Below are 13,851 nucleotides of genomic sequence, written 5' to 3' on the forward strand. Positions count from 1 at the left end.
AGTCTCAGGTGGTGTAGTCGGCGTTGATCTTCACATAGCCCTCGGTGAGATCACAGCCGTAGACGGTGAACGCGCCTTCGCCGATTCCGAGGTCCACCCGGATGACGATTTCGTCGCCGCTGAGGTACTCCGCGGCCTTCTCCAGCAGGGCGTCGCCCGGTTCCTCGGGGTAGAGGACAAGGTCGTCGAACTGGATACGGACGCGGTGCGGCTCGATGTCGGTTTCGTCGCTGAGCTTGCCGACAGCCATCGCGACACGGCCCCAGTTGGGGTCGGATCCGTGGACCGCGGTCTTCACCAGCGGGGAGTTGACCACGCTCTTGCCGACCCGCTTGGCCTGGGCGTCGTCACGGGCCCCGGTGACGTGCACCTCGATGAGCTTGCTCGCGCCTTCACCGTCCGACGCGATGTCGCGTACGAGGTGGAGGGCGCAGGTGTGGAGGGCCTGCTCGAACTCGGCCAGGTCGACGGAGCCCGCGAGCCCGTTGGCGAAGATCGCCGCTGTGTCGCTGGTCGAGGTGTCCGTATCGATGCTCAGCGCGTTGAACGTCCGGTCCATCACCCGCCGGAAGAGAGCGTCGAGTTCACCGGCCGGGATGTCGGCATCGGTGAAGAAGAACGTCAGCAGGGTGGCCATGTCCGGTTCGATCATGCCGACGCCCTTGGCGATACCGGTGAGGACGGAGTCGCCGACGCACACGGTGAAGTGCTTGGGGCGGGTGTCGGTCGTCATGATGGCTCTGGCCGCGGCGGCATAGTCCGCCTCGGGAAGGGCCAGGCCAGAGCGGAGAGGCTGTCCCGGATCTGCTCCATGGGATAGGGGCGGCCGATCACTCCGGTCGAGCCGATGACCAACTCCTCAGGGGCGATGCCCGCGATCTCGGCGACCTTGCGGCGTACCTCGGCGGCGTTGTCCGCTCCGGTCCGGCCGGTGGCCACATTGGCGTTGCGGGAGATGACGACCATGCCGCGGCTCCGCTGCCGGGACGCCGCATAGATGGTAAATACCGCTATGTGCGGAGCTTTGCGCCACAAAGTTAACTGAATAAATATGCGCGTTGGATCGAAATCCCGCAGGGTCAGGCCATGGCCCGGCCGGCCGGCGCAGAGAACGGAAGAAGCCCCTGACCGGCGTTTCCGCAGATCAGGGGCTTCCCTGGAGAGGGTGAGTAACGGGACTCGAACCCGCGACATCCTGGACCACAACCAGGTGCTCTACCGTCTGAGCTATACCCACCATGACCGTGTCGTTTCCGACCGGCCGAGAAAAAGTGTACAGGGTCCGGGAGGGTGCTCGCTCCCGCCTTTCGGGCGGGTCTCCGGCAGTTCTCCCGGAGCACCCCGGCGGTCTAATCCGCAGGCAGGACGTACTTGGCCGCGATCTTCTTCGCGGTGTCCGAGTCCGGCCCCGGCTGCGGTACGAAGACGGCCTCCCGGTAGTAGCGCAGTTCCGCGATCGACTCACGGATGTCCGCCAGCGCCCGGTGGTTGCCGTTCTTCTCCGGGCTGTTGAAGTAGGCCCGGGGATACCAGCGGCGGGACAGCTCCTTGATCGACGAGACGTCCACGATCCGGTAGTGGAGGTAGCCCTCGAGATCCTTCATGTCGCGCAGCAGGAAGCCCCGGTCGGTACCGACCGAGTTCCCGCAGAGCGGCGCCTTGCCCGGCTCCTTCACGTGCTCGCGTACATACGCCAGCACCTGTGCCTCGGCGTCGGCCAGCGTGGTGCCGCCGTCCAGTTCGTCGAGCAGGCCGGATGAGGTGTGCATCTTCCGCACCACGTCGGGCATGGTCTCCAGCGCGTCGGCGGGCGGGCGGATCACTATGTCCACCCCTTCGCCGAGCACGTTCAGCTCCGAGTCGGTGACCAGTGCGGCCACCTCAATGAGTGCGTCGTCCGTCAACGAGAGCCCGGTCATCTCGCAGTCGATCCACACCATGCGATCGTTCATACGCCCTACCTTAGGGCCTCTCGTCGGACCGGTCGGCGCTCGCGCCTGACGGAGCCGGGGGCCGGCCCGTGCGGACCGGCCCCCCCGGGGTTCCTACGTCGCGCTCCGCTGCCCGGGGACCGTGGGGCGGCCCGGTGCGTATGTGTCCGAGCCGGGCTTTCCGGGGTCGGACAGGGCGGGGGAGCCCTGCGCCGGCGCCGGGGTGCCGCCCGGTGCGGGCGCGCGGCGCGACTGCTGGTCGCCCCCCGCCGGGGCTGCCGTTACCGGCTCGGCACCCTGCGGCCTACGGGCCCGGTACGCAGTCCGGTACGCGGCGGGCGACGAGCCCAGCTGGCGCCGGAAGTGGCCGCGCAGCGCGACCGGCGAACGGAAGCCGCAGCGGCCCGCGACCTCGTCCACCGAGTAGTCCGACGTCTCCAGGAGACGCTGCGCCTGGAGCACCCGCTGTGTGATCAGCCACTGGAGCGGCGCACTGCCGGTCAGCGAGCGGAACCGGCGGTCGAACGTCCGGCGGCTCATGTACGCGCGGGCCGCCAGGGTCTCCACGTCGAACTGCTCGTGGAGGTGCTCCAGCGCCCAGGCGACGACCTCCGCGAGGGGGTCGGAGCCGATTTCCTCCGGTAAAGACCTGTCGAGGTAGCGCTCCTGGCCGCCGCTTCTGCGCGGGGGGACCACCAGCCGTCTGGCGAGCGCTCCCGCCGCGTCCGCGCCGTGGTCCGTCCGCACGATGTGCAGACACAGATCGATGCCGGCCGCGGTACCGGCCGAGGTCAGGACGTCGCCGTCGTCGACGAAGAGCTCACGCGGGTCCACGTGGACCGACGGATAGCGCTTCGCGAGCGTCGGGGCGTACATCCAGTGCGTGGTCGCGGGCCTGCCGTCCAGCAGTCCCGCGGCGGCCAGCACGAAGGCGCCGGTGCACAGGCCGACGATGCGGGCGCCCTCCTCATGGGCCCGGCGCAGCGCGTCCAGGGCCTCGGGCGGCGGCGGCGAGGTGATCGACCGCCACGCCGGGACGACGACGGTGCCGGCCCTGCTGATCGCCTCCAGGCCGTACGGCGCGGTGAGTTCCAGCCCGCCCGTGGTGCGCAGCGGGCCTTCCTCGCCCGCGCTCACCAGCAGCCGGTAGCGGGGAACTCCGGCGTCCTGCCGGTCGATGCCGAAGACGGAGAGCGGAATCGAGCTCTCGAATATGGGCCCGCCGCTGAAGAGCAGTACCGAGACGATCTCCTTGCGGCGGCGCCCGGAGAGCTTCCTTCCGGTCTCCGCCACGGCTGTGGAGTCCTGGCCCTGACTCATGGTGCTAAGCCCCCCTCGGTGCTCACGGCTCCCTGATCCTGTCGGGACTGTCGCTCCTGCAAACTGCTTTTAATCGTCACAGCCCCTCGGTCCAGCACGAGATCCCCCGCCTCTTACCCAAGATCGAATCTACTGTGTCCCGTGCTGCCGGCGTGACAAGTTCGACTGACGGCGTTATGTCGACATGGCAACTTGGCGCGAAGCATTCGATCAGGAAGCGTTTCACTCAGGAAGCCGCCAGGGAAGTGGGCATCCCGCGCATGGCCCGTCCCAGTAGGGTGCGTGGGCCGCCGTTGGTCCTTTCATCCCTGGTGGCACGGGGGTTGACGTATCGTTCCGCCAAGGTCGGGGTAGGTCACATAAGTTGGCTGAAAACGATCGGGCGTGCGGGTGGGATTCAGTCATTGGACCGGCGTGCGCTGCTCAGACTGCCACCGGAAACTGTGCGCTCCCGGCACGTCGGGCCCGCGCGGCGGGTGAAGGGCGGCCGGGCGGCGGCCGTACGCCCCCTGCCTGCGCCGCGGTGAACGGGGGGTGTCGGCCCGGCGTCGGGCAGGTGTGCCGGGCCGCGTGGAGGAGTTACGGACGGGAGGCGCGCGACGGTCGGTTTCCGGCGCCGGCGGCCCCGGGCGGGAAGCTGTAGATACCACCAGGCATTGCCATTTACCGGCCTGCTCGGGCATGCTCCCTGGAACGCCGGACTGGACCGGCGGGCAGTGGGCATGAGAGGAGTGTCGCCGTACTCTGGAGGGTATGGGCTTGGGAAGATGATTCCCGGACACAGCTCCGCCGGACACGCTCCACCGTCAACTGCCGTTCCCTCCCAAGAGGAACTTCTTCGCCGAGACACCGATGGCCGGTTACGAATTCTCCGAACCCGCGGACCGCAGGCAGATCGCCGATCCATCGGCCGAACTCCATGCGGCGGACGAACTACGTCACGCATGTGATCCCGCTTTCAGGCACGGGGTCGTCGTCGGTTTCGACGGCTCGACCTCCAGTGAGCGGGCTCTCGCCTATGCCATCGGCATGGCCGTACGACTGGGCTCAGGCCTGATCATCGTCCATGTCGCCAACCGGTTGCCGACCACGGTATGGGCGGGCTGCGAGCCCCCCGTCTTCGTGGACGTGCCGGACCACAGGACCGAAGTGCTCGGCCTCGAACTGGCCTGTGCGGACTATCTCGCCGACGTGCCCTGGATCCTCGTGGAGCGCGGCGGCGACATCTGCTACGAGCTGGAGGAGGTCGGCCGGGAGTACGAGGCGAACGCGATCGTCGTCGGCTCGACGCACGGCATCGTCGGGCGGATCTTCGGCTCGGTGGCCGGACGCCTCGCCCGGCGCGCCCAGCGGCCCGTCATAGTCATCCCGTAACCCGCTCGCCCGCCCGGCCGGGCATCCGCCGCCACGCAACACCGGCCGCCCCCGGGGCGCTTGCCACCGGGAGCAGCCGGGACGGCCGCCGCTCGGACGGTTACTCGACCGTGACGGACTTCGCCAGGTTGCGCGGCTTGTCGATGTCCCGGCCCAGGGACAACGCCGTGTGGTAGGCGAGCAGTTGCAGCGGGATCCCCATCAGGATCGGGTCCAGCTCGTCCTCGTTCTTGGGCACCACGATCGTGTGGTCGGCCTTCGGCTGCTCCTGGTGCGCGACCGCGAGGATGCGTCCGTCGCGCGCCTTGATCTCCTCCAGCGCGGCACGGTTCTTCTCCAGCAGGTCGTCGTCGGGCACGATCGCGACCGTCGGCATGGCGGGCTCGATCAGCGCGAGCGGCCCGTGCTTCAGCTCCGACGCCGGATAGGCCTCGGCGTGGATGTACGAGACCTCCTTGAGCTTCAGCGAGGCCTCCCGCGCCACCGGGTAGCCGCGCACCCGCCCGATGAACATCATCGACCTGGCGTCCGCGTACTCGACGGCCAGCTTCTCGATCTCGTCCTCCCGGGCCAGGATCTCGGCGATCTGGCCGGGCAGCTTCCGCAGCCCCGCGATGATCCGCTTGCCGTCGGACACCGACAGGTCGCGGATCCGGCCCAGGTGGAGCGCGAGCAGCGCGAAGGAGACCACCGTGTTGGTGAAGCACTTGGTGGAGACGACGCAGACCTCCGGGCCCGCGTGCACGTACACCCCGCCGTCGGTCTCGCGCGCGATGGCCGAGCCGACGACGTTCACCACGCCCAGCACCCGCGCGCCCTTGCGCTTGAGTTCCTGCACCGCCGCCAGCACGTCGTACGTCTCACCGGACTGCGACACGGCGACGTACAGCGTGTCGGGGTCCACCACCGGGTTGCGGTAGCGGAACTCCGACGCGGGCTCGGCGTCCGCGGGGATCCGGGCCAGCTCCTCGATCAGCTGGGCGCCCATCTGGCCCGCGTGGTACGAGGTGCCGCAGCCGAGGATCTTCACCCGGCGCACGCCCCGCGCGTCCCGGGCGTCCAGGTTCAGGCCGCCCAGGTGCACGGTGGAGAAGCGGTCGTCGATCCGGCCGCGCAGCACCCGGTCCACCGCCTCGGCCTGCTCGGAGATCTCCTTGTGCATGTACGTGTCGTGGCCGCCCATGTCGTACGACTCGGCCTCCCACTCCACGGTGGTCGGCGTCGACGAGGTGGTGGAGCCCTCGGTCGTGTACGTACGGAAGTCGTCGGCCTTGAGGGTGGCCATCTCGCCGTCGTCCAGCGTGACCACCTGGCGGGTGTGCGAGACGAGGGCCGCCACGTCGGACGCGACGAACATCTCCTTCTCACCGATGCCCAGGACGACCGGCGAGCCGTTGCGGGCGACGACGATGCGGTCCGGGAAGTCCGCGTGCATGACCGCGACGCCGTACGTGCCCTCGATCAGCCGCAGGGCCTCGCGGACCTTCTCCTCCAGCGTCTCGGCGGTGGAGCGGGCGATGAGGTGGGTGAGGACCTCGGTGTCGGTCTCGGAGAGGAACTCCACACCGTCGGCGTTGAGCCGGGCGCGCAGCTCGGACGCGTTGTCGATGATGCCGTTGTGGACGACGGCGACCTTGTTCTCCGCGTCCAGGTGCGGGTGGGCGTTGTGATCGCTGGGGGCGCCGTGGGTAGCCCAGCGGGTGTGGGCGATACCCGTGGTGCCCGCGAACCGCTTGGGTACCCGGGCCTCCAGCTCGCGGACCCGGCCCTTCGCCTTGACCATCTTCAGCGCGGCGGACTTGGGCGAGGAGATGACGATGCCCGAGGAGTCGTACCCCCGGTACTCCAGCCGCTGCAGCCCCTCCAGCAGCAGCGGGGCCACATCACGCTTGCCGATGTACCCGACGATTCCGCACATATCGCTCCTTGGTTCCTAGCCGTAGATCATGCGGCGCAGCTGCCGCAGGGAGAGCTCGGGCGGTGCCACCGCACGGTGAGGCAGCTCGTCCGAGATCTGTTGGAAAATATCCGGATTCGTCTGCCCACGGGCCTGTAGTTCGCGGTGGCGCCTGCGGACGAACTCCTCCGTTGTCTCGTCGAAGTAGGCCAGCACATCGAGGACCACCCGGGCGGCTTCGCCGCGCTGGAGGGCGGAGCTGCGCACCAGGTGGTCGATGAGGTCGTCGTACGACGGCCGGGACGATGCGGGCACCCGTTGATATTGGAGTGATGCGGGGCCGTGCGCAATATTTCTGCCCGCTATCGGGCAGATGGAGGCGCCTTGGCTGCTTCGGATTCCGTTGTTCCGCCCGGGAGGGAGACCCGAAGTGGTCTATACCCTTGACCTTCCCCGGGGCTCGCGATACCCATGGGGCACGTTCGGTTGCCCAGCACCACAGTTGCGAGACCCTCCGGAGGGAATCCGCTTGTGAGACTGCACAGAACACTCGAATCCAGGTCCCTGCCCCGGCTTCTCGGTACGTTCCTCCTCGTCGCGGCCGCCGGATTCGCCGGCACCGGAGCGGCCCCGGCCGCCACTCCGGCCGCATCCGCCGCCCCCACCGTCCGCCCACTCGGCGCGGTCATCCCGGCGCCCTCCTCCGTCCAGGCCGGCGGAGCCCCGTACGCGATCAGCGGCAGGACGCACATCCGGGCGGACTCCAGCGCAGCGCGCCAGGTCGGCTCGTATCTGGCGGGGCTGCTCAGGCCCTCGACCGGATACTCGCTGCCGGTCACCGGCGGCTCGCACGGCGGCCGGGGTGACATCACCCTGACACTCAGCCCCCGTGAACACAGCCTCGGCGACGAGGGGTACCGGCTGGTCAGCTCCGCGAGCGGGGTCACGATCACGGCCGGGAGGTCCGCGGGGCTCTTCCACGGCGTCCAGACACTGCGCCAGCAGCTGCCCGCCACCGTCGAGGCGAACCGGCGGCAGCCCGGCCCGTGGCAGGTCGCCGGCGGCACCATCACCGACGTTCCCCGGTACGCCTACCGGGGTGCCATGCTCGACGTCTCGCGGCACTTCTTCACCGTCCGGCAGGTCGAGCGGTACATCGACGAGCTGGCGCTCTACAAGATCAACAAACTGCATCTGCATCTGAGCGACGACCAGGGCTGGCGCATCGCCATCTCCTCCTGGCCGAAGCTGGCCACATACGGCGGCTCGACCGAGGTCGGCGGCGGCAAGGGCGGCTACTACACCCAGGCTGACTACCGGGAGATCGTGCGTTACGCGGCCTCGCGCCGTCTTGACGTCATCCCCGAAATCGATCTTCCCTCGCACACCAACGCGGCCCTGGCCTCCTACCCCGAGCTGAACTGCGACGGAGTCGCGCCCCCGCTCTACACGGGGACCAATGTCGGCTTCAGCTCGCTGTGCGTGCCCAAGCCGGTGACGTACGACTTCGTGGACGACGTGGTGCGCGAGCTGGCCGCGCTCACCCCCGGCCAGTACCTGCACATCGGCGGCGACGAGGCGCACTCCACAAGCCAGGCCGACTACAACGCCTTCATGGACAAGGCGACGGCCATCGTCGGCAAGCACGGCAAGAAGGTCGAGGGCTGGCACCAGATCACCGCTGCCACCCCGGTGAAGGGCGAGATCGCCCAGTACTGGGGGTACGACGGCACCGGCGCCGCCGAGCGGACGCAGGTCGTGGACGCGGCGAAGAAGGGCACCAAGCTGGTGATCTCACCGGCCGACCGCGCGTACCTCGACATGAAGTACACGGCGGACACCAAGCTGGGCCTGTCCTGGGCCGGGCTGGTCGAGGTGCAGCGTTCGTACGACTGGAATCCGGCGACCTATCTGGCGGGCGCGCCGGCCGGTTCGGTCCTCGGGGTCGAGGCGCCGCTCTGGTCGGAGACGCTGACCACCGGCAAGGACATCGACTACATGGCGTTCCCCAGGCTGCCCGGGATCGCCGAGCTGGGCTGGTCGCCGCAGTCCACCCACGACTGGGGCGCGTACCGGACCCGGCTCGCCGCGCAGGCGCCCCGGTGGGACGCGCTGGGCATCGACTATTACCGGTCGCCGCAGGTGGACTGGCCGGCGCAGCAGTAGCCGCATGAGCGGTCCGGCGTACGGAGAGGACCGGTCTCCGTACGCCGGGCACCCCATGGCGGCCTGTCGTGTCTCAGGCGATCGGGTTCTTCAGGGTCCCGGAGAGCTGGAGCGCACTCGACGGGTCCTGGAGGTCCACCATCTGCTGGTTGTCACGCAGCTGCAGCCGGTTGAGGCAGGACAGCGCGAACTCCGGCGCGAACAGGTCGTACTGGCGGAACTTGTCGGCCAGTTGGGGCACCGAGCTCTGGTAGTCCCGTACGCAGGCGCCGACGGTCCGCCAGAACTCGTCCTCGCCGAGCACGCCCCCGGTGGCCAGCGTCGCGCTGAGGAAGCGGAAGAAGCAGTCGAAGACATCGGTGAAGAGCGACAGGAGTTTCATGTCGTCGGGCACATCGGCGCGGACCCGCTCCACGTCCGGCGGCAGCACCGCGTCCGGGTCCATCACCGCGATCTCCTCGGCGATGTCCTTGTAGACCGCCCGCCGCACCACACCGCCCTCGATGACCAGGATCACGTTCTCGCCGTGCGGCATATAGGCCAGGTCATAGGCGTAGAAGCTGTGCAGCAGCGGGGTGAAGTACGCGTCGAGGTAGCGGCGCAGCCAGTCGGCCGGATCGAGACCCGACTCGGCGATGAGCGCACCCGCGAACGAGGCGCCTTCCCGGTCGGTGTGCAGCAGCGAAGCCATGGTGGCGAGGCGCTCGCCCGGCTGGAGCGCGGGCACCGGGCTCTCCCGCCAGAGCGCGGCCAGCATCTTCCGGTAGGGCGAGCCCTTGACGGTCGCCTGCTCGTACTGCCGGTGGTGGTAGCCGATCGACGCCCGCTCGCGGATGATCGTCAGGCCGGTGGCCCTCAGCACCGGGTCGCTCTCGATGAGCTGCCCGAGCCAGTCGTTGATCGCGGGCGTGGCCTCCATGTACGCGGCGGAGAGCCCGCGCATGAAGCCCATGTTGAGCACCGAGAGCGCCGTCTTGACGTAGTGCTTCGCCGGGTCGCTCGTGTTGAAGAAGGTGCGGATCGACTGCTGCGCGAGGTACGAGTCGTCGCTGTGCCCCAGCAGCACGAGCCGCTGCTTGGCCACCTCGGCGGCGAAGGTGACGGACAGCTTGTTCCGCCACTGCCAGGGGTGCACCGGGATCAGGAAGTACGCGTCGAGGTCCAGCCCGAGACCGGTCATGGTCGCGGCGAACCGCTCCAGGGTCCCCACGCCCAGTTCGGCCCGGATCAGCGACTCGTAGTCGAGCCCGGTGCCCGCGCTGAAGGTGGCGTGGTCGCGCCGGGCGGCCAGCCAGATCAGCCGGACCGGGCTCGCCGCCTCCGGCGCGTAGCTGAGGTACTCGTCCGAACCGAAGCCCAGGCGACCGTTGTTGGCGACGAAGCAGGGATGCCCCTCGGTCATCCCGGTCTCGATGTCCTGGAAACCGGACGCGGCCAGCCCGGCGGCGGACACGGGGTGTTCGGCGTGCCGGGCCAGTTTGTACGCCGTGCTGGACAATGTGGAGGAGATCTCCTCCAGATAGACCGGCAGGATCGCCTCGCTCAGCCCCAGCACACCGCGCAGCTCGATGAAGAACTCCAGTGCGTCCAGCGGGAGTTCGTCGGTTCCCCGGTGGCGGGTGATGGACTCGGCCGGGATGTGCCAGTGGTCGAGGGCGAGGATCCGGGCACGGAACCGGTACTCGGTCCCGCCGTCGTCACTGCGTACGGAGAACGGGGTGTCCCCTCCGGCGGGACCGAGACGTGCGGGCCCCTCGCCCAGCGGCTGTGGGGACAGCAGCCGCTCATGCGAGAACTCCGCCAGCGCCTTGCGGATCAGAAGCCGCTCGGCCTCGGCCCAGAGTACGGGGGTCAGATGGGCGCTCATCGGCGGGCTCCCTCGAACGCGGCGCGGGTGCAGACGCTCAGCAGCGCGGTCTTCTCGGGCTTCGCCAGTTCGCGTACTGCCTCGAAGCCGACGGCCTTGTTGAGCTCGTGGACCGCCGTGTTGCGGATGTCGGGCTCCACCACGACCCGGCGAGTCGCCGGGTCCGCGAACAGCTCCGTCATCACGGCCGTGATCACCGCCCGGGTGAAGCCGTGCACGGGGGTGTCGGTGGGCGCGACCAGGAAGTGCATCCCGACATCGCCCGCTTCGGGCTCGTAGAGGCCCTTGAGCTCGACGTACGCGGGGTCGTAACGCTCCATCAGGAAGGCCGGGGTGGAGCCGTGCAGTCCTATGAAGGCGTCGTGATGCTCCGCTGCCGCTATCGCCATGTACTCGCGCTCGACATCGGTCAGGCTGAAGTCCTGCATCATCCAGTAGACGGACTTGGGGTGGGTGACCCAGCCGTGCACCAGCTCGGCGTCGGACGTGGGGCCTCCCCTGCTCGAACGTGGGGAAGGGTCGAACGGACGGATGGTGAACCGGTTCATGCGGCGAACTCCTGGAAAGCGATGGTCTTTTCGACCGGGTAGTACTCATGGCCGTCGAGCAGCTCGCGGATGATGCACGAGTTGCGGTACGCGGCCATCCCGAGGTCGGGTGCGACGAAGCCGTGCGTGTGCAGCTCGGCGTTCTGCACGTAGATCGTCCGGTCCTGGTCGATGCTGTAGTTGCGGTGGACGTCGAAGCGGCCCTGCTCGTCCCAGTCGATCCGGTCGTGCACCGGGGCGAGGAATTCCGGCACCCGGTACTTGTAGCCGGTGGCGAGGACCAGCCCCTGCGTGGCGAGGGTGAAGTCCTTCTCCTGCTCCTCCTGGCGCAGCCCCAGCGTGTAGGTGCCGTGGTCGTAACCGGCGCTCTCCAGCGAGGTGTTGGTCATCAGCCGGGTCGCCACCGGGCCGCGCCGGTTCTTCGCGTACAGCAGGTCGAAGATGGCGTCGATCAGCTCGGAGTTGATGCCCTTGTAGAGGTTCTTCTGCGACACGTTGAGCCGGTCGCGGGTCCGGGGCGGCAGGCCGTGGAAGTAGTCCACGTACTCCGGGGATGTCATCTCCAGGGTGAGTTTGGTGTACTCCAGCGGGAAGAAGCGGGGCGAGCGGGTGACCCAGTTGAGCGCGTACCCGTGCTGGTCGATGTCCTGGAGCAGGTCGTAGTAGATCTCGGCGGCGCTCTGCCCGCTGCCGACGACGGTGACCGACTCCTTGGCCTGGAGGGACTCCTTGGCCTCCAGGTAGCGGGAGTTGTGGATCAGATCGCCGCCGAGGTCCCGGCAGGGCTCCGGCAGGTATGCGGGGGTTCCGGTGCCGAGGACGAGTCTGCGTCCCCGGTACACGGCGCCGCCGGCGGTCCGTACCGCGTAGAGCGCGTCCCGCTCCTCGTACGTCACCTCCGCCACCGACTCGCCGAAGCGGATCGCGGGAATCTTCGCGGCGGCCCACCGGCAGTAGTCGTTGAACTCCTCGCGCAGCGGATAGAAGCTCTCGCGGATGTAGAAGGAGTACAGCCGCCCCGATTCCTTCAGGTAGTTGAGGAAGGAGTACGGCGATGTGGGGTCGGCCAGGGTGACCAGGTCGGACATGAAGGGCGTCTGGAGCGTGGAGCCCTCCAGGAACATCCCGCTGTGCCAGTCGAAGTCCGGCTTGGACTCCAGGAAGAGGCCGTTCAGCTCGTCGACCGGGTCGGTCAGACAGGCGAGCCCCAGATTGAACGGTCCGAGCCCGACCGCGATGAAGTCATAAGGCGCGTGGGGCTCAAGAGGCGTGGACAAGGGTCTCTCCCAGGTACTGGCCGGCGTGCTCGGCGAGGAGTTCGAGGACGGCCGCGATGTCGGCGAGGGTGGTCTGCGGGTTGAGCAGGGTGAACTTCAGATAGGCGCGGCCGTTGACCGTCGTTCCGGCGACGACGGCCTCGCCGGACGCGAACAGGGCTTTGCGCGCGTACTGGTTGGCCCGGTCGATCAGCGCGGGGCTCGTGACATCGCCGGGGATGTAGCGGAAGACGAGTGTGGAGAGCTGCGGCTCGACGGCCACATCGAAGCGCGGGTCGGCGGCGAGGAGCTTCCACCCCTCCTCGGCGAGGTCGACCACTTCGTCGAAGAGCCCGCCCACCGCGTCGGCGCCCATCACCCGCAGCGTCATCCACAGCTTGAGTGCGTCGAAGCGCCGGGTGGTCTGGAGGGACTTGTCGACCTGGTTCGGGATGCGGGCCTCGGCGGCGGAGCGCGGGTTGAGGTAGTCCGCGTGGTGTGTGGCGTGCCGCAGGGTGACCCCGTCCCGTACCACCAGCGCGCTCGAACTCACCGGCTGGAAGAAGGACTTGTGGTAGTCGACCGTGACCGAGTCGGCCTGCTCGATGCCGTCGAGACGGGCACGCCTGCGGGAGACCAGCAGCCCGCAGCCGTACGCCGCGTCGACGTGCATCCAGGCGCCGTACCGCGCACAGAGCTCGGCGATCGCGGGCAGCGGATCGATGGAGCCGAAGTCGGTGGTCCCGGCGGTGGCGACGACGGCCATCGGGACGGCGCCCTCGGCGCGGCAGCGCTCCAGCTCACGGGCGAGCGCCAGAGTCTGCATCCGCTTGTCCTGGTCGCAGGGGATGGAGACGACCGCTTCGGGGCCGAGGCCGAGCAGTTTCGCTGACTTCTGGACGCTGAAGTGGCTGCACTCGGAGGCGAACACCCTGAGCGCGGAGGTGTCCTCGGACTTGGCCTCCTCGCGGGCCAGCAGCAGTGCCTGGAGGTTGGACTGCGAACCGCCGCTGGTGAAGACCCCGTCGGCGCCCGGGCCGTAGCCGATCCGGCCGGCCGTCCAGTCGACGAGCCGCTGCTCGATCAGGGTGCCGCCCGCGCTCTGGTCCCAGGTGTCCAGCGAGGAGTTGACGGCGGAGAGCACGGCCTCGGCGACCACCGCCGGGATGACGACCGGGCAGTTCAGGTGGGCCAGGTAGCGGGGGTGGTGGAAGTAGACGGCGTCGCGCAGATAGACGGTGCCGAGTTCGTCCAGGGCCGCGTCCGTGCTGCCCAGCGGCTTGTCCAGGTCGACGGAGTCCAGGACGGGGGCGAGTTCCTGGGGGGAGGTCCCGGTGAACGGCTGTTTGGTGGAGGCGAGTTGGGCCGCCACCCGCTCGACTGCTGCGGTGGCAGTGAGTCGGTACTGCTCCGCGGTCGTGTCGTTGAGCAGGTGTGAGCGCATGAACGGTCCTCCGGGGAAGGAAGAAAAAAGGGGGGTGAGGTCACCGCG

10 protein-coding genes, 1 tRNA gene and 1 pseudogene are annotated in these 13,851 nt (G+C 68.8%); 2 read left to right on the plus strand and 10 right to left on the minus strand.

Translation table 11 applies throughout. The features are described from left to right. Positions 1–4: 4 nt before the first annotated feature. From argJ to OG452_RS23000, 4 genes and pseudogenes are all read right to left on the minus strand, one after another. Positions 5–1,083: pseudogene (gene argJ, locus OG452_RS22985) on the minus strand (bifunctional glutamate N-acetyltransferase/amino-acid acetyltransferase ArgJ). Between the two features lie 81 nt (positions 1,084–1,164). Beyond that, positions 1,165–1,237 (minus strand) — tRNA-His (locus tag OG452_RS22990). 112 nt (positions 1,238–1,349) lie between these two features. Beyond that, on the minus strand, positions 1,350–1,952 hold the full coding sequence (gene orn, locus OG452_RS22995) for an oligoribonuclease (protein ID WP_327297472.1): 603 nt from the start codon (positions 1,950–1,952) through the stop codon (positions 1,350–1,352). Positions 1,953–2,045: 93 nt separating this feature from the next. Beyond that, positions 2,046–3,251 carry a GlxA family transcriptional regulator gene (locus OG452_RS23000; protein ID WP_327297473.1) on the minus strand — a complete coding sequence of 402 codons (1,206 nt, stop codon included), beginning with the start codon at positions 3,249–3,251 and terminating at the stop codon, positions 2,046–2,048. An 852-nt stretch (positions 3,252–4,103) separates the two neighbouring features. Here OG452_RS23000 and OG452_RS23005 point away from each other — a divergent pair. After that, complete coding sequence (locus OG452_RS23005) at positions 4,104–4,625, plus strand: universal stress protein (RefSeq protein WP_327297474.1); 522 nt, start codon at positions 4,104–4,106, stop codon at positions 4,623–4,625. A gap of 100 nt (positions 4,626–4,725) precedes the next feature. Here OG452_RS23005 and glmS read toward each other — a convergent pair whose 3' ends face one another. Together glmS and OG452_RS23015 are read right to left on the minus strand one after the other, a co-directional pair. Further along, a complete protein-coding gene (glmS, locus tag OG452_RS23010; RefSeq protein ID WP_327297475.1) occupies positions 4,726–6,543 on the minus strand; it encodes a glutamine--fructose-6-phosphate transaminase (isomerizing) in 1,818 nt (605 codons plus the stop codon). A 15-nt stretch (positions 6,544–6,558) separates the two neighbouring features. Further along, positions 6,559–6,837 carry a hypothetical protein gene (locus OG452_RS23015; RefSeq protein WP_327297476.1) on the minus strand — a complete coding sequence of 93 codons (279 nt, stop codon included), beginning with the start codon at positions 6,835–6,837 and terminating at the stop codon, positions 6,559–6,561. A 156-nt stretch (positions 6,838–6,993) separates the two neighbouring features. Here OG452_RS23015 and OG452_RS23020 point away from each other — a divergent pair, with 156 nt between their 5' ends. Continuing rightward, a complete protein-coding gene (locus tag OG452_RS23020) occupies positions 6,994–8,688 on the plus strand; it encodes a beta-N-acetylhexosaminidase (protein WP_405561167.1) in 1,695 nt (564 codons plus the stop codon). 73 nt (positions 8,689–8,761) lie between these two features. Here OG452_RS23020 and OG452_RS23025 read toward each other — a convergent pair whose 3' ends face one another. The 4 genes from OG452_RS23025 to OG452_RS23040 are packed head-to-tail and all read right to left on the minus strand — an operon-like array spanning position 8,762 to position 13,803. Next, entirely contained in the window at positions 8,762–10,555 is a 1,794-nt protein-coding gene (locus OG452_RS23025) for an IucA/IucC family protein (protein ID WP_327297478.1), read from the minus strand. Further along, on the minus strand, positions 10,552–11,103 hold the full coding sequence (locus tag OG452_RS23030; protein WP_327297479.1) for a GNAT family N-acetyltransferase: 552 nt from the start codon (positions 11,101–11,103) through the stop codon (positions 10,552–10,554). Before OG452_RS23030 ends, OG452_RS23025 begins: the two co-directional genes overlap by 4 nt. Beyond that, entirely contained in the window at positions 11,100–12,380 is a 1,281-nt protein-coding gene (locus OG452_RS23035) for a lysine N(6)-hydroxylase/L-ornithine N(5)-oxygenase family protein (protein ID WP_327297480.1), read from the minus strand. Before OG452_RS23035 ends, OG452_RS23030 begins: the two co-directional genes overlap by 4 nt. Next, positions 12,364–13,803, minus strand: coding sequence for a pyridoxal phosphate-dependent decarboxylase family protein (locus tag OG452_RS23040; protein WP_327297481.1), 1,440 nt, complete (start codon positions 13,801–13,803; stop codon positions 12,364–12,366). Before OG452_RS23040 ends, OG452_RS23035 begins: the two co-directional genes overlap by 17 nt. Positions 13,804–13,851: the final 48 nt, after the last annotated feature.

The sequence above is a fragment of the Streptomyces sp. NBC_01197 genome (assembly GCF_036010505.1).
Taxonomy (GTDB): Bacteria; Actinomycetota; Actinomycetes; order Streptomycetales; family Streptomycetaceae; genus Streptomyces.

Excerpts from the sequence above, each read along its gene's own strand:
- OG452_RS23020 (WP_405561167.1), top strand. The coding sequence starts at position 6,994 with ATGGGGCACGTTCGGTTGCCCAGCACCACAGTTGCGAGACCCTCCGGA.
- OG452_RS23000 (WP_327297473.1), bottom strand. The coding sequence starts at position 3,251 with ATGAGTCAGGGCCAGGACTCCACAGCCGTGGCGGAGACCGGAAGGAAG.
- OG452_RS23040 (WP_327297481.1), bottom strand. The coding sequence starts at position 13,803 with ATGCGCTCACACCTGCTCAACGACACGACCGCGGAGCAGTACCGACTC.
- OG452_RS23005 (WP_327297474.1), top strand. The coding sequence starts at position 4,104 with ATGGCCGGTTACGAATTCTCCGAACCCGCGGACCGCAGGCAGATCGCC.
- glmS (WP_327297475.1), bottom strand. The coding sequence starts at position 6,543 with ATGTGCGGAATCGTCGGGTACATCGGCAAGCGTGATGTGGCCCCGCTG.
- orn (WP_327297472.1), bottom strand. The coding sequence starts at position 1,952 with ATGAACGATCGCATGGTGTGGATCGACTGCGAGATGACCGGGCTCTCG.
- OG452_RS23025 (WP_327297478.1), bottom strand. The coding sequence starts at position 10,555 with ATGAGCGCCCATCTGACCCCCGTACTCTGGGCCGAGGCCGAGCGGCTT.
- OG452_RS23030 (WP_327297479.1), bottom strand. The coding sequence starts at position 11,103 with ATGAACCGGTTCACCATCCGTCCGTTCGACCCTTCCCCACGTTCGAGC.